At 73.6% G+C, this 18345-nt stretch carries 16 protein-coding genes; 10 read left to right on the plus strand and 6 right to left on the minus strand.

The genetic code is table 11. The features are described from left to right. Entirely contained in the window at positions 1–576 is a 576-nt protein-coding gene (locus F8274_RS08565; RefSeq protein WP_151461746.1) for a GNAT family N-acetyltransferase, read from the minus strand. 148 nt (positions 577–724) lie between these two features. Here F8274_RS08565 and F8274_RS08570 point away from each other — a divergent pair, with 148 nt between their 5' ends. The 3 genes from F8274_RS08570 (at position 725) to F8274_RS08575 (ending at position 4158) form a co-directional block, all read left to right on the plus strand. Then, positions 725–1360 (plus strand): calcium-binding protein, encoded by a 636-nt coding sequence (locus tag F8274_RS08570; protein WP_151461747.1) that lies wholly within the window; start codon positions 725–727, stop codon positions 1358–1360. A 120-nt stretch (positions 1361–1480) separates the two neighbouring features. Then, positions 1481–2419: an AfsR/SARP family transcriptional regulator gene (locus F8274_RS31810; RefSeq protein ID WP_225853674.1), complete on the plus strand. Its 939-nt coding sequence runs from the start codon at positions 1481–1483 to the stop codon at positions 2417–2419. Then, a complete protein-coding gene (locus F8274_RS08575; protein WP_225853675.1) occupies positions 2416–4158 on the plus strand; it encodes a tetratricopeptide repeat protein in 1743 nt (580 codons plus the stop codon). The genes F8274_RS31810 and F8274_RS08575 overlap by 4 nt, the downstream gene beginning before the upstream one ends. A gap of 6 nt (positions 4159–4164) precedes the next feature. On the opposite strand, the gene treZ is transcribed toward F8274_RS08575, so the two are convergent. The 3 genes from treZ to glgX are packed head-to-tail and all read right to left on the minus strand — an operon-like array spanning position 4165 to position 10354. Next, positions 4165–5898 (minus strand): malto-oligosyltrehalose trehalohydrolase, encoded by a 1734-nt coding sequence (gene treZ / locus F8274_RS08580; RefSeq protein WP_151461748.1) that lies wholly within the window; start codon positions 5896–5898, stop codon positions 4165–4167. Further along, on the minus strand, positions 5895–8231 hold the full coding sequence (gene treY / locus F8274_RS08585) for a malto-oligosyltrehalose synthase (protein WP_151461749.1): 2337 nt from the start codon (positions 8229–8231) through the stop codon (positions 5895–5897). Before treY ends, treZ begins: the two co-directional genes overlap by 4 nt. A 2-nt stretch (positions 8232–8233) precedes the next feature. Further along, the gene (glgX, locus tag F8274_RS08590; RefSeq protein WP_151461750.1) at positions 8234–10354 is read right to left on the minus strand and encodes a glycogen debranching protein GlgX; all 2121 of its coding nucleotides are present in this window, start codon (positions 10352–10354) and stop codon (positions 8234–8236) included. Between the two features lie 319 nt (positions 10355–10673). On the opposite strand from glgX, the gene F8274_RS08595 reads away from it, so the two are divergent. Then, the gene (locus F8274_RS08595; RefSeq protein ID WP_151461751.1) at positions 10674–12071 is read left to right on the plus strand and encodes a glycosyltransferase family 4 protein; all 1398 of its coding nucleotides are present in this window, start codon (positions 10674–10676) and stop codon (positions 12069–12071) included. A gap of 54 nt (positions 12072–12125) precedes the next feature. Here the strand turns inward: F8274_RS08595 and F8274_RS08600 are convergent, their stop codons facing one another. Then, a complete protein-coding gene (locus F8274_RS08600) occupies positions 12126–12326 on the minus strand; it encodes a hypothetical protein (protein WP_151461752.1) in 201 nt (66 codons plus the stop codon). Between the two features lie 89 nt (positions 12327–12415). Here F8274_RS08600 and F8274_RS08605 point away from each other — a divergent pair, with 89 nt between their 5' ends. Both F8274_RS08605 and F8274_RS08610 read left to right on the plus strand, forming a co-directional pair. Continuing rightward, a complete protein-coding gene (locus tag F8274_RS08605; protein ID WP_151461753.1) occupies positions 12416–12610 on the plus strand; it encodes a DNA-binding protein in 195 nt (64 codons plus the stop codon). A 63-nt stretch (positions 12611–12673) separates the two neighbouring features. Continuing rightward, positions 12674–13174 (plus strand): GNAT family N-acetyltransferase, encoded by a 501-nt coding sequence (locus F8274_RS08610; protein WP_151461754.1) that lies wholly within the window; start codon positions 12674–12676, stop codon positions 13172–13174. 36 nt (positions 13175–13210) lie between these two features. Here F8274_RS08610 and F8274_RS08615 read toward each other — a convergent pair whose 3' ends face one another. Beyond that, entirely contained in the window at positions 13211–14104 is an 894-nt protein-coding gene (locus F8274_RS08615) for an alpha/beta hydrolase (RefSeq protein WP_151461755.1), read from the minus strand. A 93-nt stretch (positions 14105–14197) separates the two neighbouring features. On the opposite strand from F8274_RS08615, the gene F8274_RS08620 reads away from it, so the two are divergent. From F8274_RS08620 to F8274_RS08635, 4 genes are all read left to right on the plus strand, one after another. Then, positions 14198–14626, plus strand: coding sequence for an NUDIX domain-containing protein (locus tag F8274_RS08620; RefSeq protein WP_151461756.1), 429 nt, complete (start codon positions 14198–14200; stop codon positions 14624–14626). 94 nt (positions 14627–14720) lie between these two features. After that, positions 14721–15377: a response regulator transcription factor gene (locus F8274_RS08625; RefSeq protein WP_151461757.1), complete on the plus strand. Its 657-nt coding sequence runs from the start codon at positions 14721–14723 to the stop codon at positions 15375–15377. Between the two features lie 106 nt (positions 15378–15483). Next, positions 15484–17349: a M14 family metallocarboxypeptidase gene (locus tag F8274_RS08630; RefSeq protein ID WP_225853676.1), complete on the plus strand. Its 1866-nt coding sequence runs from the start codon at positions 15484–15486 to the stop codon at positions 17347–17349. A gap of 73 nt (positions 17350–17422) precedes the next feature. Continuing rightward, positions 17423–18127 (plus strand): fasciclin domain-containing protein, encoded by a 705-nt coding sequence (locus F8274_RS08635; RefSeq protein WP_151461759.1) that lies wholly within the window; start codon positions 17423–17425, stop codon positions 18125–18127. Positions 18128–18345: the final 218 nt, after the last annotated feature.

An 18345-nucleotide genomic window follows, 5' to 3' on the forward strand; every position in this document is an offset into this window, starting at 1 on the left:
TCAGAGCGGGGACGGGTCGTCGCGCAGCCGGCTGTAGAGCCAGCCGTCGCGCCAGGCGCCGGCCCGGAACTCGCAGGCCCGGATCACCCCTTCGAGCTGGAACCCGGCCTTCTCCAGCGACCGCTGCTCGGCCAGGTTCTCCGGGTGGGTGCCGGCCTGGATCCGCCGCGCCGGGGTGTGCGCGAACAGGTAGTCGCAGAGCAACGCCTGGGCCCGCCAGCCGATCCCCCGGCCGCGCCACTCGGGCAGCAGGGCGATGCCGATCTCCCAGTAGTGCGCGCGTCCGCCGTAGCTCCCCTGCAGGTAGCTCACGAGCCCGGCGGCGGCCTCCTCGGGCTCCACCTGGACGATCAGCCGGCCGTCCCGCTCGCCCAGGTGACCGTCCTCGGCGTGCCGGCGGGCGGGCGCGCCGGCATCCCGGAAGCCGGCCCAGTCCAGCCCGATGAGGCCCGGCTCGGTGGCGAACCGGCGGAACATCGCCAGGTCCGGCTCGGCCACCGGACGCAGCCGGACGGTGTGGCCGCCCGCCTCGTGCGCGATGCCGGCGAGCCTCGCCGGCGGCTCGGCCTCGTCCATGACCGCAGGCTAGCGGCCGGCGGCCCACTCCGCTGCCCGGGAGACGGGAGCCGGGACGCGGCACCGCGGTTCAACGTTTGTTGCACGTCCCTTCAACGCCCGTTGGCGACGCTTCTCGCACTCACCAGCAGCAGAAGGAGTAAGCGTCATGCCACACCAGTTCTTCTACACGCCCCGTACCGGTCGCCGCGCCGTCTCGGCGCTCGGGGCACTCGTCCTGGCCACCGCGGGGCTGGCCGGCGGCGGCGGCTCGCCCGCGTCCGCGGCCGTCGTGGTGGTCCCCGCCGACTGCGGCCCGTACTCCGGGGCGCCGGTGCCGGCCGGGTACGCCCCGGTGGAGATGGTGAACCAGCTCTACATCAGCCCCAACACCAACGGCCCGGAGTTCATCATCGGCACGACCAGTTCCGACACCATCGTCGGAAGCGTGAACGGCGACATCATCTGCGGACGCGACGGCAACGACAGCATCCAGGCCAACAGCGGCGCGGACACCGTCTACGGCGGGTTGATCGGCGGCAGCATCTGGGGCGACCTGGGTAACGACAACCTCCACGGTGACGGCGGCGCCGACACGATCCACGGGGACCGTTTCGTCGGGCCGAGCGCCCTGGACGGCAACGACCGCGTGGACGGCGGGAGCAACGACGATCACCTCTTCGGCGACCAGGGCGCGGACACCCTGGTCGGCGGTCCCGGCCTCTTCGACGACGGTGACGGCGGCCCGGACGTCGTGTTCGACGACTGCCGGCCCACCGTGGACATCCCCATCAACTGCCCCTGATTCGATCGCCACGGCGGCCCGCGGGTCGGAAACCGCACCCGCGGGCCGCCGCGCCGCTGCCTGTCGGATCCTCGTCAGGCCCACTCCGGCCACTGTCGACGGCGGCTAGCGTGACAGTCCGTGGCGGTGGAGTTCCGGGTACTCGGCGACCTGGACGTCCGGATCGGCGGCCGGGCGGTCGGGATCGGTCACGCCCGCCAGCAGTGCGTCCTGGCCGCGCTGCTGGTCGAGCCCAACCGGGTGGTCGCGACCGACCAGCTCATCAGCCGGGTGTGGGGCGACGAGGTGCCGGACGGGGCCGCCGCCACCCTGCGTGGCTACCTGTCCCGGCTCCGCCAGGCGCTGGCCGGCGCGGAGGGGGTCCGCATCGTGCGCCGCCATCCCGGCTACCTGCTCGCCGTCGACCCGGACCGCGTCGACCTGCACCGCTTCCACGAGCTGACCGAGCAGGCCCGGCGCACCGACGACGACGCGATTGCGATCGCCTGCCTGGAGCAGGCGCTGGGGCTCTGGCGCGGCGAGGCGTTCGACGGGTTGGCCGCACCCTGGTTGGCGGCCTACCGGCAGACCCTCGACCGGCAGCGACTCGCGGCCGCACTGGACCGCAACGACCTCGCCCTGCGCCACGGCCAGCACGCGCGGCTCCTCCCCGACGTCCTTACGCTGAGCGGCCGGTACCCGTGGGACGAGCGCCTCGCGGCGCAGGCCATGCTCGCGTTGTACCGGTGCGGGCGGCAGGCCGACGCGCTCGAACAGTTCCACCAGATGCGTCGCCGGCTCGCCGCCGAGGTGGGCACGGATCCCAGCCCGCCCCTGGCACTGCTGTACCAGCAGATCCTCACCGCCGACCCGGTGCTCGCGGCGCCGGGCCTCCCCCCGGCGGGCGATGCCGAACCGACTGCGGCTGCGGGCCGGACCGGCGCGACACCGGCTGCGGCCGCCGTGCCCGGCAGCTGCCGGCATCGCCCGGGGTCTTCGCCGGCCGGACCGCCCAGCTCGCGCGCCTCGACGAACAACTCGGCGACGCGGTGCACCCGGACGGCGGGTCGCCGGTCGTGATCTCGTCCATCGGTGGCGGCGGTGGGATCGGCAAGACCTGGCTGGCCCTGCGGTGGGCGCACGCCAACGCCGACCGCTTCCCGGACGGGCAGCTCTACGTCAACCTGCGCGGCTTCGACCCGACCGCCCACCCCGTAGGGTGGCCGGCGGCCGTGCGCGGCTTCCTCGAAGCGCTCGGTGTCGAACCGGCACGCGTCCCGGCCGAGCCGGAGGCCCAGGCGTCGCTGTACCGCACGCTGGTCGCCGGCCGCCGGATGCTCGTCGTCCTCGACGACGCCCGCGACGCCGCCACGGTGATCCCGCTGCTGCCCGGCACCCCCACGAGCGCGGTCCTGGTGACCAGCCGCCGGCAGCTCGCCAGCCTCGTCACGACCCACGGCGCGCGACCGCTGCCACTGGACGTGCTGCCCGACGGTGAGGCCCGCGAGCTGATCGTCCGGCAGGTGGGCGCCGCGCGGGTGGCGGGGCAGCCGGACGCCGTCGCGGACATCCTGCGGTTCTGCGGTGGCCTGCCGCTGGCTCTCGGGATCGTGGCGGCCCGCGCCGGGCTCCGCCCCGACCTGGCCCTGTCGTCGATCGCGGCGGAGCTGACCACCGCGGCCAGCCCGCTGGACGTGCTCGACGGCGACGAGGTGACGACGAACCTGCGGGTGGCGCACCTCGTCCAGGAGCAGGTCGCGGGCCGGTACCGCATGCACGACCTGGTCCGGGTGTTCGCGGCCGAGCGGGCAGCCGGGGATCCCGCTGGTTCCCGGTCCGCGCTGTGCCGGCTGGTCGACCATCACCTGCACACCGCGCACGCGGCCGCGCTGCTGCTGTCCCCGCAGCGCGACCCGCTGAGCCTGACCCCTGCCGCACCCGGGGTGACCGCCGAGCGGCTCGACGACCTCGCGGCGGCGCTAGCCTGGTTCACCCGCGAACACCAGGTGCTACTCGCGACCATCGAGCACACCGGCGGCAACGGTCTCGACGCCCGGACCGGGCAGCTCTCGTGGACCCTGGCCACCTACTTCGACCGGCAGGGCCACTGGCACGACTGGGCCACGGTGGCCCGCCGGGCGGTCGAGTCGACCCGGCGGCTGGGTGACCGCCCGGCGCAGGCCCAGGCGCACCGGCTCCTGGCCGGGGCCTGCTCCAACCTCGGCTGGTACGCCGAGGCGCAGGCAAACCTGCACGCGGCGCTGGACCTGTTCGCCGCGTTGGGTGACGACGAGGGGCGGGCGCACACCCACTTCGACCTCAGCATGCTCCACGACCGGCAGCGGCGGCCCCGCGAGGCGCTGCCGCACGGTCGGCAGAGCCTCGCCCTCTACGAGCGGGTCGGGAGCCCGCTCAAGCAGGCGGTCGCCCTCAACGCGATTGGCTGGTACCACTCCCAGCTCGGCGAGCACCACGAGGCGATCACCTTCTGCCGCCGGGCGCTCGCCCTGTCCCAGCAGGTCGGCAGCGCGTACGGGCAGGCGAACACGTGGGACAGCATCGGCTTCGCCCACCACCACCTGGGCGAGTACGGCCAGGCCGTCGACTGCTTCCAGCAGGCGCTCACCCTCTTCGCCGAGATGGGTGACCGGCATGCCGAAGGCATCGTGCTGGACCATCTCGGCGACACGTGGGCGGCGGCCGGTCGGCCGGACGCCGCCCGGGACGCCTGGCGGCGGTCCCTCGTGCTGTTCGAGGAGCTCGGCCACGCCGACTCCGAGGCGGTACGGCGGAAGCTGACCGCGCGCCCCGACGGGTGAGACGGGTCAGAGGGCCACGATCGCGGCGGATTCCGGGGGCAGCTCGATGCCGTCGCGCATCACGGTGACCCCCTCGGAGGTGGTGAGCAGCACCCGGCGCACCACGCCGGGCAGGTTGATGCGCTGCGGCTTGCCGGCCAGGTTCGCCACCACGAGGCAGCCGCCCCGCCGCATCAGCAGGAACTGGTCGCCGTGCCGGACGTCGACGTGGCCGAGCCGGGGGTCGGCGAGGTCGGGTCGGTGCTTGCGCAGGGCGATGAGCCGCCGGTAGAAGTCGTACATCTCCCGGTGTTCGGGCTTGTCCAGCTCAGCCCAGTCGAGCCGGGACCGGACGAAGGTCTGCGGGTCCTGCGGGTCGGGCACGTCCCCCGGCGGCCAGCCGTGCGCGGCGAACTCCCGCCGGCGCCCGGTCGCCACGGCGGTGGCCAGCTCGGGCTCCGGGTGGCTGGTGAAGAACTGCCACGGGGTGCTGGCCGCCCATTCCTCCCCCATGAACAGCATCGGGGTGAACGGCGCGGTCATCAGCAGGGTGGCGCCGACCCGCAGCAGCCCGGCGGAGAGCGTCTGGGAGATCCGGTCCCCGGTGGCCCGGTTGCCGATCTGGTCGTGGTTCTGCAGGTACGCCACGAACCGGTGCCCCGGAGTGCGCTGCCGGTCGACGGGCCGGCCGTGGCTGCGGTTGCGGAAGCTGGACCAGGTGCCGGCGTGGAAGAACGCGCCGGTCAGCACATCGGTGAGGCATTCGAGGGAGCCGAAGTCGCCGTAGTAGCCCTGCCGTTCCCCGGTGAGCAGGGTGTGCAGCGCGTGGTGGGCGTCGTCGTTCCACTGGGCGTGCAGCCCGTACCCGCCGGCCTCCCGCGGGGTGATCAGCTTCGGGTCGTTGAGGTCGCTCTCGGCGATCAGGGACAGCGGCCGGCCCAGGTGGGTGGAGAGTGCCTCCACCTCGGCGGCCACCTCCTCCAGGACGTGGGTGGCCCGGGAGTCGGGCATGGCGTGCACGGCGTCGAGCCGCAGCCCGTCGACGTGGTAGTCGCGCAGCCACATGAGCACGCTGTCGACGATGTAGCGACGCACCCCGTCGGAGTGCGGCCCGTCCAGGTTGACCGTGCGGCCCCAGGTGTTGCTCTGCTCGGTGAGGTACGGCGCGAAGCGCGGCGCGTAGGCCCCGGAGGGCCCGAAATGGTTGTAGACGACGTCGAGGATCACCCCCAGCCCCTTGGCGTGCGCCGCGTCGACGAAGCGCTTGAGCCCGTCCGGCCCGCCGTACGGCTCGTGCGGCGCGTACCAGCACACCCCGTCGTAGCCCCAGTTGTGCTCGCCGTTGAAGGCGTTGACCGGGAGCAGCTCGACCAGGTCGACGCCGAGGTCGACCAGGTGGTCGAGGCGGCCGATCGCCGCGTCGAAGGTGCCCTCCGGGGTGAAGGTGCCGATGTGCAGCTCGTAGAGGACGCTGCCGGGCAGCTGCCGCCCGGTCCAGCCCTGGTCGGTCCAGTCGAACGCGGCGTGGTCGTAGCGGCGGCTCGGCCCGTGCACGCCCTGCGGCTGCCAGGCCGACCGGGGGTCGGGCAGGGCCTGCTCGTCGTCGTCGAGCAGGAACGCGTAGTCGGTGCCGGGGCCGGCGTCGGGCACCTCGACCCGCCACCAGCCGCCCGGCGAGGGGCGCATGTCGTGGTCGGCGACGCCGGGCAGGCGCAGCCGCACCCGGGCGGCTTCGGGCGCCCACACCGTGAACTCGGTCATGCGGCTGCCTCCACGGAGTCGGTGGGAACGAGGAGGGCGACGGGATAGCTGCTCAGAAGATCGTGCATCAGCAGGTCAGACCCACTGTAGACCCGACCGGTGAACACGTCGGTAACACTGTTGCCGGAAATCGACAGCGTCGTGTCGCGCCAGCCGCCGGCGCGGGCCAGCCGCAGCGGCAGGCGGGTGGCCACGGCGATCGCGCCGCCCCGGTCGAAGGCCACCGCGTGCGCGCCGGCCGGCCCGTGCGCCGGCACCGGCCGGTAGCCGGTGAACAGCTCCGGGCGGTCCCGGCGCAGCCGCAGGGTCCGCGAGACCACGAGCAGTTTGGCCGCGCCGTCGGCGGCCACCGCGGGCCGCCAGCCGGCGTCGAGCCGGGCCAGCAGCTCCCGGCGTACGGCGAAGTCGACCGGGCGGCGGTTGTCCGGGTCGACCAGGGAGTTCTCCCACAGCTCGGTGCCCTGGTAGGTGTCCGGCACTCCGGGCATGGCGAGCTGGACCAGCTTCTGCCCCAGCGAGTTGGACCAGCCGGCCGGGGTGATCTCGTCGGCGAACGCGGTGAGCTGGGCGTGCAGCTCCGGGTCGTCGCACATGCGGTCGACCAGGGCGTGCAGCTCGTGCTCGAACGCCGGGTCGGGGTCGGCCCAGCCGGTGGACACGGACGCCTCCCGGGCGGCCTTCTCGGCGTACCCGTGCAGCCGCTCGCGCTCGATGGGCCAGGCCCCGACGGCGGTCTGCCAGAGCAGGTGGGCGAAGGCCGGGTCGGCCAGCGGCGCCCGGGACATCCAGTCGGCGACCCGCTCGGCCCAGCGGCCGGGCAGCTCGGACAGGACCGCGAGCCGGGCCCGGACGTCCTCGCCGCGCTTGGTGTCGTGGGTGGAGAGGGTGGTCATGCCGGCCGGCCAGCGGACCTGCCGGGCGGCGGCGGCACGGTGGAACTCGGCGGGCGGCACGCCGAAGTGGGCGGGGCTGCCGCCCACCTCGTTGAGCGCGACGAACCGGCTCCACCGGTAGTAGGCGGTGTCCTCCACGCCCTTGGCCATCACCGCGCCGGAGAACTGCGGGAAGCGGGCCGCCAGCTCGTGGTCGGGGTCGCGGAGCCGGGCGGTGACCGCGTCCAGCACGGCGGTCAGGTCGGGGCGGCGGCGGCCGGCCTCGGCGCGGGCGGCGGCCAGGTGCCGGGCGCCCTCGGGCGGGTAGCCGCGGTAGACACCGAAGGCGGCGGCCAGCTCGGCGAGGGCCGCCCGGACCTGCTCGGCGGGCAGCTCGGGGACGAGGGCGGCCAGTCGGCTCAGCTCGGCGGCGAGCAGCCGGGTGGCGGCCGCCAGCTTGGTGTCGTGGGTGAGGTCCTGCCACGAGGTGTGCCGGCCGGTGAGCCGGCCGTCCAGCGCCGTGAAGGCCGCCTCGGCGTCCGGGTCGACGAAGAGCCCGCCCGCCGCGGCCAGGGCGTCGTAGCCGGTGGTGCCGTCGACGGGCCAGTCCGGCAGCTCCTCGCCGTACTCCAGGATCTTCTCCACGACCAGCCACGCGCCGGGCGCGGCGGCGCGCAGCCGGGCCAGGTAGCCGGCGGGGTCGCGCAGGCCGTCCGGGTGGTCGACCCGGATGCCGTCGAGGTCACCGGCGGCGGCCCAGCGCAGGACCTCGGCGTGGGTGGCGCGGAAGACCTCCGGGTCCTCCACCCGCAGCCCGGCCAGGTCCGACACGGCGAAGAACCGGCGGTACGTCAGCTCGCTGTCGCCGCGCCGCCAGTCGACCAGCTCGTAGTGCTGCCGGTCGTGCACCTCGCGCGGCGTCCCGGCCCCGGTGCCGTCGGCGATCGGGAAGCGGTGCTCGTGGTAGCGCAGCTCCCCGTCGACCACCTTGAGGTCGTCCAGGGCGTCCGGGGTGTCGGCGAGCACCGGCAGCAGCAGCCGGCCGCGGTCCCAGTCGATGTCGAACCAGTCCGCGTACGCCGAGGCGCGGCCCCGGCGCAGCACGTCCCACCAGGCCGGGTTGGCGGCCGGCTGGGCCACGCCGGCGTGGTTGGGCACGATGTCCACGACCAGGCCGAGGCCGGCCGCGCGCAGGGCCCGGACGAGGCGCTGCCGCCCGCCCTCGCCGCCGAGTTCCGGGTTGACCGCCCGGGGGTCGACCACGTCGTAGCCGTGCTGGGAGCCGGGGGTGGCGGTGAGCAGGGGCGCGCTGTAGAGGTGGGTGACGCCGAGGTCGGCCAGGTAGCCGGCGAGGCCGGCGGTGGCGTCGAGGTCGAAGCCGGGGCGGACCTGGACGCGGTAGGTCGACCCCACCCGCGTCGTCGGCGCCGTCGTCTGATCGGGGTGGGGGGTGTCGGGCATGGTCAGGCCGTCCTCTCCAGGACCAGCAGCGAGCGGTCGGGGACGCAGACACTCCCGCCCGCCTCGACCGTCAGTGTCTTCTCCGGATCCGGGTCCGCGGTGCTGATGACCAGCTCCCACCGCTGCCCGAACTCGCCCGGCGGCAGGGTGAAGTCCAGGGGCGCGTCGTGCGCGTTGAACAGCAGCAGGAACGAGTCGTCCCGGTGGCGCTGGCCGTAGTGGCCGCGTTCCGGGATGCCGTCGCCGTTGACGAAGAGCGCCACGGAGCGGCCGAAGTCGTTGCCCCAGTCCTCGCCGGTCATCTCCCGGCCGTCGGGCGTGTACCAGGCCAGGTCGGGCAGGGCGGAGCCGGCCGCCCGACCGCCGACGGGGAGGCCGGTGAAGAACCGCCGGCGGCGGAACACCTGGTGCCGGGTGCGGAACTCGGTGAGCCGCCGGACGAAGGCCAGCAGCTCCTCGTCGGCCCGCGTCCAGTCCACCCAGGCCAGCTCGCTGTCCTGGCAGTAGGCGTTGTTGTTGCCGTGCTGGGTGCGGCCCAGCTCGTCGCCGTGGCCGAGCATCGGCACGCCCTGGGACAGGATGAGCGTGGCCAGGAAGTTGCGCCGCTGCCGGGCGCGCAGGGCCAGCACGCCCGGGTCGTCGGTGTCCCCCTCGACGCCGCAGTTCCAGGAGCGGTTGTGGCTCTCCCCGTCGCGGTTCTCCTCGCCGTTGGCCTCGTTGTGCTTGTCGTTGTAGGAGACCAGGTCGTTCAGGGTGAACCCGTCGTGGCAGGTGACGAAGTTGATGCTGTGGAACGGGCGGCGCCCGTCGTCCTGGTAGAGGTCGGCGGAGCCGGAGATCCGGGAGGCGAACTCGGCCAGGGTGGCCGGCTCGCCGCGCCAGAAGTCCCGCACGGTGTCCCGGTACTTGCCGTTCCACTCGGTCCACTGCGGCGGGAAGTTGCCCACCTGGTAGCCGCCCGGGCCGACGTCCCACGGCTCGGCGATCAGCTTGACCTGGCCGACCACCGGGTCCTGCTGCACCACCTCGAAGAAGGTGGAGAGGCGGTCCACCTCGTAGAACTCCCGGGCCAGGGTGGCCGCCAGGTCGAAGCGGAAGCCGTCGACGTGCATCTCGGTGACCCAGTAGCGCAGCGAATCCATGATCAGTTGCAGGGAGTGCGGGCTGCGCACGTTGAGGCTGTTGCCGGTGCCGGTGTAGTCGACGAAGTAGCGCCGGTCGTCCTCGGAGAGCCGGTAGTAGCTCGGGGTGTCGATGCCCTTGAAGCTCAGCGACGGCCCGAGGTGGTTGCCCTCGGCCGTGTGGTTGTAGACCACGTCGAGGATGACCTCGATGCCGGCCGCGTGCAGCGCCTTGACCATGCCCCGGAACTCCTGGACCTGCTGGCCGAGCCGGCCCAGCGCCGAGTAGCCGTGGTGCGGGGCGAAGAAGCCGATGGTGTTGTAGCCCCAGTAGTTGCGCAGCCCCAGGTCGGCCAGGCGGTGGTCGTGCACGAACTCGTGCACCGGCATCAGCTCGACAGCGGTCACCCCGAGCTGCTTGAAGTAGTCGATCATCACGGGCGAGGCGATCGCCGCGTACGTGCCGCGCAGCTCCTCCGGGATGTCCGGGTGGCGCATGGTCAGCCCGCGCACGTGCGCCTCGTAGATCACCGAGTGGTGGTAGGGCGTGCGCGGCGGCCGGTCGTTGCCCCAGTCGAAGTACGGGTTCACCACCACCGACTTCGGCATGAACGGCGCCGAGTCGGTGTCGTTGCGCCGGTCCGGGTCGCCGCCCACCTCGTAGTCGTAGACGGCCGGGTCCCAGGTGACCTCCCCGTCGACCGCCTTGGCGTACGGGTCGAGGAGCAGCTTGTGCGGGTTGCACCGCAGCCCGTTGGCCGGGTCCCACGGCCCGTGCACCCGGTAGCCGTAGCGCTGGCCGGGCTCGACGCCGGGCAGGTAGGCGTGCCAGACGTACGCGTCGACCTCGCGCAGCTCGACCCGGCGCTCGGCGCCGGTGTCCCACTCGTCGAACAGGCAGAGCTCGATCTTCTCCGCCACCTCGGAGAAGATCGCGAAGTTGGTTCCCATCCCGTCGTAGGTGGCACCGAGGGGATAGCTCTCGCCCGGCCAGACCTGCATGTCGCTCCTTCGGCCATGATCATGAGCGCACCGGACGGGCGGACCGCCGGTGCGCACGCCGCTAATGCCCCGCCGCACGCTCCGCCAATCCACCCGTTCGGACGGTAACCGAATTCCACCCACCTGAGGCGGGCCGGACCGTCAGGTGTTGTCCGTCACGATCGCCCTTTTCGAGATGCGGGTTCGCGCGGGATGGCTTTTCCTGGATGGCGGACGCGCGTGCCCGCGCGGGTCCACCCCGGCCGTTCGGCCACCCCACCACGCTCCCCACGCCGCCAGTGACGCCGGCGCGTACCAGCATGCATGGACGGAGATCGATGTGACCACCCTGCGGGTCGGCGCGCAGCCCGCCACCGCGACGGACCGGACCCACCGGCCCACCCTCACTTCCCGCCCCACCATCCCGCCGCAGCCCGGCGTGCCGGCCCGGAAGCAGCGCATCCTCATGCTGTCGTGGGAGTACCCGCCGGTGCTCGTCGGCGGCCTCGGCCGCCACGTGCACGCGCTCTCCGTCGCCCTGGCCGCCGCCGGCCACGAGGTCACCGTCGTCACCCGGCACGCCGAGGGCGCGCCGCTGGAGGAATACGCCGACGGCGTGCGGATCGTCCGCGCCGCCGAGGACCCGGTCACCTTCCCGCTCGCCACCGGCTCGCTGCTGGCCTGGACCATGGCGTTCAACCACACCCTCACCCGGGCCGCCCTGCGCGCCGCCGAGTCCGGCGCGTACGACGTCATCCACGCCCACGACTGGCTGGTCGCGCACACCGCCATGACCCTGCGCGAGCACCTGGACGTGCCGCTGGTCAGCACCATCCACGCCACCGAGGCCGGCCGGCACCAGGGCTGGCTGCCCGAGGAGATGAACCGCACCATCCACGGCGTCGAGCACTGGCTGGCCACCGAGTCGGGCCGGGTGATCGTCTGCTCCGGCTACATGCGCGACGAGGTGGGCGCGCTGTTCGGGGTCGATCCCGCCCGCGTCGACGTGGTGCCCAACGGCGTCGAGCCGCACCGCTGGCGGGTGCCCGGTTCGGCGGTCGCCGCCGCCCGCGCCCGGTTCGCCGGGGACGGCCCACTGGTCACCTTCGCCGGCCGGCTCGTCTACGAGAAGGGCGTGCAGCACCTGCTCGCCGGGCTCCCCCGGCTGCGCGACCGGCACCCCGGGCTGCGCGCCGTGATCGTCGGCGACGGGCCGTACCGGGCGACCCTGGAGGACGAGGTGCACCGGCTCGGGCTCGGCGGCACGGTCAGCATGCCGGGCTTCCTCGGCGGCGCCGACCTGCCCGCCGTGATGGCCGCCTCGGACTGCTTCGCGGTGCCCAGCATCTACGAGCCGTTCGGCATGGTGGCCCTGGAGGGGGCCGCCGCCGGCGCGCCGCTCGCGGTGTCCCGCACCGGCGGGCTGGCCGAGATCGTCGAGCCGGGCGTCACCGGGCTGACCTTCGCCCCGCAGGACCCGGACGGGCTCGCCGAGGCGGTGCACGCGCTGCTCTCCGACCGGGACCGGGCGCGGCTGCTGGCCCGGCGCGCCCGCGCCATGGTCCAGGAGCAGTACGGCTGGTCGGCCATCGCGTCCCACACGGGCGCCGCGTACGCGGCGGCCATCGCGGGCGACCCCGCGTTCACGGCCGCCCGGACCGAGCAGCGGATGACCGCCGGCCGGACCCTGCCCGCTCTCCCGGAGGGCAACCTCCTCGCGGCCGCCGGCCTGCGCTGACCCCGATCGCGACGGCCGCCGACCGCACGTGGGGTCGGCGGCCGTCGCGGTGAGTCAGGGACAGCGGAAGTAGCGCCGCCTCCGTCGCTCCTCGACCGTCAGACGCCAGGCCCGGAGCAGCCGCTTGGCGCGCTGCACGCGTGGACATGTCCCGTCCTGGCGGCAGTGCGGGCAGCGCTTGCGAGTGTGCAGATCCACCATGAAGCCGGCGGCCATGACGAGGAATGGCGGCTCGGGTTCCCAGATGCTAGTCACCTGCGCATGATATATGACTAGTTCGCACGACTACTAGGCGTGCGTCGAGCTGATACGTGACTAGTTGTCGGACACCTAGCGTCCGAGGCATGTCCAAGAAGGTGCGACTGGTCGGCTCGGCGGAAATCCGCGTGCTCCTGGGCGGCGTATCGCGGCAGCGGGCATACCAGATCACCAGCCGCCGGGACTTCCCCGAGCCCGTTGCCACGCTCCAGATGGGCAACGTCTGGCTCGCCGAGGACGTCGAGAAGTGGATCGCTGAGAAGCGGCCCGAAATGGACTAAGCCCCGCCCTGCCGAACATGACAGGTCCCCGAAGGCTGCTGCGTCGGCCCTAGGATCGCGATCATGCGGGAGCTTGGGCTGACGGTTCGGCCGGCGGGCCTGGCGGATGTTCCTTCGTTGGTGGAGTTGCGGCTGGCCAACGCCGAGGCCCACCTCGCTCTCGATCCTGACGTCTACCGCGTTCCACGGCGTGCGGCGGTGGTGCGTCATTTCACGGCCATGCTGGGCGACGAGGCGGGGCGGGACGGGGTTCTCGTCGCCGAGGATCGGGACGGTCGGGTCGTCGGGATGATCGAGGTGCTGCGGCAGTCCGATCCGCCGGCGCATCAGATCCTGCTTCCTGAGCCGTCGGCGCAGGTGCACACGGTCGTGCTGCCCGACGCGAGGGGGCTCGGGGTGGGAGCAGCGTTGCTGGAGGCCGCCGAACGGTGGGCGACCGACCGGGGGATCACGTACCTGTCCGCCGGCATCCACCACCGCAACGTCGGTGCGGTGCGCTTCTACGGTCGGCACGGCTACACCGACGCGGGTTTCTCCCTGGGCAGGCGCCTCGGCGGCCAGTAACCGGCGGTCCGCCCGGCGCGCGGCGGCTGCCGAAGGTCAGCTGGGTCGTCGACCCAGCAGCTGCGCGGCGTCGCGGAGGAAACGGTCCTCCGCTGCGGCAGCGGCTGGTGACACGTCCCGCATCGTCGGGAAGTCGTGGACCAGTCCGGGCTCGCGTCGGTGCGTTACCGGCACGCCGGCGGCCCGCAGGCGCGCGACGTAGGCCTCACCCTCGTCGCGCAGCGGATCGTGCTCCGCGGTCACGACGACGGCCGGCGGCAGACCTCGCACGTCCGCGACGAGCGGATTGGTCGACGGCGAGTCGCGGGTGTCGGGGTCGGGCAGCCACATGGCGACCCAGCGGCGAAGGGTGTCGGCATCGAGCAGCCAGCCGCGCCCCTTGTCCTCGACGCTCGGACACCGGAGCGTGGGATCGGCGTTCGGGCAGAGCAGCAGCTGCGCCAGCAGGGGGACCTCGCGGCGCAGCCGCAGCGCCGTCAGGATCGCGATGAGACCGCCGGCCGAGTCCCCGGCCACGGCAACCGGTGTCCCGTCGCCGGCCACCCGCCGGACCACCCCCACCGCGTCGTCGACCGCCGCCGGCCAGGGATCTTCCGGCGCGCGTCGATAGTCGACCGCGACCACCGACGCCGCCGTGGCCACGGCGAGCCGCCGCGCCCGCGCGTCGTGCGTGTCGAGATCTCCCAGGACGAACCCGCCGCCGTGGAGGTAGACGACCACCGGGTCCGCCCCCGCCGCGTACACCCGGACCGGGACACCGGCCATCGTCGTGTCGACGGTCGGGACGTCCGGTCCCGGCGTCCGCGCCGCGGCCCGTGCGCGGGACGCCTGACGCGAGGTCGCCACGTCCGGTTCGCCGACGGTGGGCTGGGCCCTCGCGGTCCGCAGGAACGCGGCCAGCTGGTCGTCAGCGATGAAGTCCTCCGGCACGAGATCATGCTAGTGGGCCGGCCGGCTCCGGCTGGTCGGAAGCTCGGCGCCGACGGTCCTGCGCCGGGGGTGCCGTCGTGGAATGATTCCGCGATGGCCAGCTATGACGTGGCGCTCGTCCTGCTCGTCGACCCCTCGGGCGCCGTTCTCCTGCAGCATCGCGACGAGCACGCGCCCGTCTCCCCGAACCAGTGGGGTCTGCCCGGCGGACACATCGAGCCGGGCGAGACACCGGAACAGGCCGCCCGCCGGGAACTGCTGGAGGAGACCGGCCTGACCGTTGGCGAGCTGCATCCCTTCTGGAGCGGCCCGCGCCCGGACGAGGAGGGCTTCCCGCACACGGTGACGGTCCACGTTTTCCGCGGCGCGACCGACGCCCGTCAGGAGGACGTGGTGCTCGGCGAAGGCCGGGCCATGGTCTTCGTCCCCCGCGACGAGGTGCTCGACCGGGACCTGGCGGTCTCCTCCGCGCTGGTCCTCCCGCTTCACCTCGGGGTCGGCCCGACGGTCCGACCCGCATGATCGTCTGGTCGTGATCGTCCGTCCGGGCTGGTCGCGGCGGGCGCGGATCGGACAGACTCGCGTGAACCTGTCGCACGAGGTTCGAGGAGACGCGGTGCGGGTGCTTCTGGTGGAGGACGACCTGCGAGTCGCGTCCGCGCTCGCCGCCGCGCTGCGCCGCCGGGGCAACTCGGTCATCACGGCCACGACCGCGTCGGAGGCGGTCAGGGCCGGGCCCGTGGACCTGCTGCTGCTCGACCTGAACCTCCCGGACCGGGACGGCCTGGCGTTGTGCCGGGAGTTCCGCCGGCACAACGAGGACATCGCGATCATCGCGGTGATCGCCCGTGGTGACGAGCGGGACCGAGTGGCGGGGCTGCGGGCCGGCGCCGACGACTACGTGGTGAAGCCGTTCTCGATGGCGGAGCTGCAGGCCCGGATCGAGGCAGTGATGCGCCGCGCCGCGCGTGCCTCCCGAGTGGAGGCGGCGCTGGAGGTCGGCGACCTGCGGCTGGACCTGAACGCCCGGCGGGTCTGGCTCGGCGGCCGGGAGGTGGTCCTGACCCGCAAGGAGTTCGCGCTGCTGATGGCACTGGCCCGGCAGGCCGGCACGGTGGTGCCCCGGGAGCGGCTGCTCATGGACGTCTGGCAGACCACCTGGGGCGGCGGCCACACCCTCGACGTCCACGTCGCGGCCCTGCGGGGCAAGCTCGACGACGCCGGCCGGGTGGAGACCGTACGCGGCGTGGGCTACCGGCTCCGCCCGGCCTGAGGCGCCGATCCTCAGATCAACCTCAAGAAATCGCTCTCTGTCGACCATGGACGGGCCGACTCGCGTGTGCTGTCCGGACCGAGTCATCCCACCTGTTCTGGAGGCGGTGATCACCGGCGTCTGGCGGCCGAACCGCCAGATCGACAACTCCTCCCCCACCTTCGCCGACGCGGGCTTCAACCCGGGCGGCCGGTTCCAGTGGCGGGTCCGCGCCCGCTCCGGCGCCACCGCCGAGCCGTACTCGGCGCCGGTGGCCGGCACCACCCGCGCTCCCTGGGGTGATCCCGCCGTGCCCGGCGAGAACCTCCGGACCCAGTGGGAGACCACGCTCGCGGCGCAGTACACCAGCGACGTCAACGAGTACGCGTACACGGCGGCGGTCGACGAGTTGAGCGACCGGGTGCGGGTGACCGAGATCGGCCGGACCGCGCTGGGCCGCCCGATCAACATGTTCGTCATCGGTTACCCCACGCCGCCGGCCACGCCGGCGGCGGTGGCCGCGACCTCACCGCTGATGGTCAACTGCAACGTGCACGGCAACGAGCCCGGTGACCGGGAGGCGTGCCTGATCATGGCCCGCCAGCTGGCGTTCAGCAACGACCCCCGGACGCTGGACCTGCTGGCGCACACCACGGTGCTCATCGTGCCCACCATCAACGGCGACGGCCGGGCGGCCAACACCCGCGGCAACTCCACCGGCCAGGACCTGAACCGGGACTACTCGCTGATCCGCCAGCCGGAAACCTTCGCGCTGGTGCGGATGCTGCGCGACTACCGCCCGGTGGCCGGCTACGACGGGCACGAGTTCGGCAACTCCAGCGCCGGCGACCTGCCGATGCTGCCGCCGCGGCACCAGAACGTCGCCCAGCCGATCTTCGACGAGTCGCAGGACATGATCGAGGGCCACATGTACACGCAGGGCGCCAAGGACGGCTGGTGGCCCTGCCCGTACGGGTGCAACGGCGGAGGGAACGTCGGGCTGAGCGAGGAGACCATCCTGCGCAACACGCTGGGCCTCAAGAACGTGGTGAACTCCCTGCTGGAGCTGCGCAGCGCCGGTGGCGCCACCCGGCCGGACGAGGGCAACACGGCGAACAACCGGCGGCGCAAGGCGTACTCGGCGCTCTGGACCTTCAACCAGTTCCTCGACTACCACCGCGCCAGCCTCAAGGAGATCACCTCGGCGCGGGCCGGCGGGATCACGTTCCAGGTGTCGAACACCGGCCGGATCGTCTTCCGCGGCTCCCGGCCGATCGCCGCGTACCCGTCGCCCCACGCGGGCGAGGCCCCGCCGCCCCTGGACGCCCCGCGCGAGGACCAGATCCTCACCGACGTGCCGTGCGCCTACCGGCTCACCGAGGAGCAGTACCACGGCGAGCGCACCGACGGCCCGGCCGGCCAGCGGACCACCGTGGCACAGCGGCTGGCCGCGCACGGCTGGAAGGTCGTCACGGTCGCCGGCAGGTACCTCGTGCCGCTGGCCCAGCCCGAACGCGGGCTCATTCCGCTGCTGCTCGACGGGCAGGCGGTGGAGAAGCTGGTCGACGCCGAGCGGGTCTACCCGACGGTGACCGGCCGGCACACCGGCCCGCTGGTGGTCTCCGGCGTCACCTGCCTGCGGGACGCCACGGTGGCCGGCCCGGTCCGGGTGCGGCCGGGCGGCACGCTGGTCGCCACCGGCTCGTCGATCACCGGCCCGGTGGACGCCACCGGCGCGGCCGGGGTTTTCCTGACCGACAGCACGGTCACCGGCCCGGTCCGGGTGGCGCAGGGCACCGGCCCGGTGGTGGTCGTCGACACGAAGGTCACCGGCCCGGTCGAGGTGTCGGACAACCGCGGCGAGGCGCCGCTGGTCGCGGCCAACACCGTGACCGGCCCCCTGCGCTGCGGCGGCAACAGCCCGGCACCGGTCGACCTCGGGCTGGGCAACTCGGTGCTCGGCCCGAAGAGCGGCCAGTGCGCGAGCCTCTGACCCGTTGACCGTCGTACCGGCAGGTCCGGCCTCCCGGGCCTGCCGGTACGACCCGACTCGACCGGAGAATGCCGTGGAACCGCCCGTCATCCCCCCGCGATCCCGATCTCTCCCCCGGCTCCGGTGGCCGGCCCGCCGGCGGCGGACCGCCGCGCTCGCCGCGGGCGCGCTGGCCCTGATGCTCACCGGCACGGGCTGCTCCGGCCCCGGCGCCGCTTCGCCGGCTGCGGCCGGCGGCGCCGCACCGACCGCGGCGCCTCTCGTGAGCGGCCCGCTGTGCGACCTGCTGCCCTCCGGCAGCGACCCGGGCAACCCGGCGGCGCTGGCCGGTCAGCCGGCCGAGGCGGCCCTGCAGTGGCTGCCCGTCCTCACCACCTTCGAGGCGGCGGTGCGGGCGTCCGGCATGTCCGCCGACCTGCACGGCGGCCCGGGGGTGACCATCCTGGCCCCGACCGACGACGCCTTCGCCGCCAAGTTCTCCGAGGACGACCTGGACCACCTGTTGCTGGCCGAGAAGGACAAGCTCCGCGGCCTGCTCCGCGAACACCTCGTCGCCGGGTCGCTGTCGCTGGCCGACCTGGTGGCCGCGGGCACGGTCACCACGCTCGCCGGCACCACGGTGACGGTCACCGGGGGCGGGGGGACGGCCCGCCTGGCCGGTCAGGCCGACACCGTGTGCGCCGACTACCGGGCCGCCGGCGCGCGGATCCACATCATCAACCACGTGCTCGGCAGCCTGCCCACCACCGGCGGCGAGGGCGGGCACCGCGCCCACTGACTCTTGCTCCAGGAAACCGCAGCTCATACGTTCGATCCAGCTCGCTCGATCTGCCCCCGAGTGAAACGAGGCATCCGATGCGCCTGTCGAAGCGCCCGCACAGGGCGGTCCCCACGAGAAGAACGGCCGGCGTCGCCGCGCTGCTCCTGCTCGCCGGCCTGACGCCGTTGCTCGGAGGCGCGCCGGCCGTTCTTCTCGTGGGGACCGCCCTGTGCGGG

This window comes from Micromonospora sp. AMSO31t (assembly GCF_008868175.1).
Lineage (GTDB): Bacteria > Actinomycetota > Actinomycetes > Mycobacteriales > Micromonosporaceae > Micromonospora.

Coding starts and splice junctions, on each gene's coding strand:
- F8274_RS08620 (WP_151461756.1), top strand. CDS start 14,198: ATGGCCAGCTATGACGTGGCGCTCGTCCTGCTCGTCGACCCCTCGGGC.
- F8274_RS08610 (WP_151461754.1), top strand. CDS start 12,674: ATGCGGGAGCTTGGGCTGACGGTTCGGCCGGCGGGCCTGGCGGATGTT.
- F8274_RS08565 (WP_151461746.1), bottom strand. CDS start 576: ATGGACGAGGCCGAGCCGCCGGCGAGGCTCGCCGGCATCGCGCACGAG.
- glgX (WP_151461750.1), bottom strand. CDS start 10,354: ATGCAGGTCTGGCCGGGCGAGAGCTATCCCCTCGGTGCCACCTACGAC.
- treZ (WP_151461748.1), bottom strand. CDS start 5,898: ATGACCGAGTTCACGGTGTGGGCGCCCGAAGCCGCCCGGGTGCGGCTG.
- F8274_RS08570 (WP_151461747.1), top strand. CDS start 725: ATGCCACACCAGTTCTTCTACACGCCCCGTACCGGTCGCCGCGCCGTC.
- treY (WP_151461749.1), bottom strand. CDS start 8,231: ATGCCCGACACCCCCCACCCCGATCAGACGACGGCGCCGACGACGCGG.
- F8274_RS08605 (WP_151461753.1), top strand. CDS start 12,416: ATGTCCAAGAAGGTGCGACTGGTCGGCTCGGCGGAAATCCGCGTGCTC.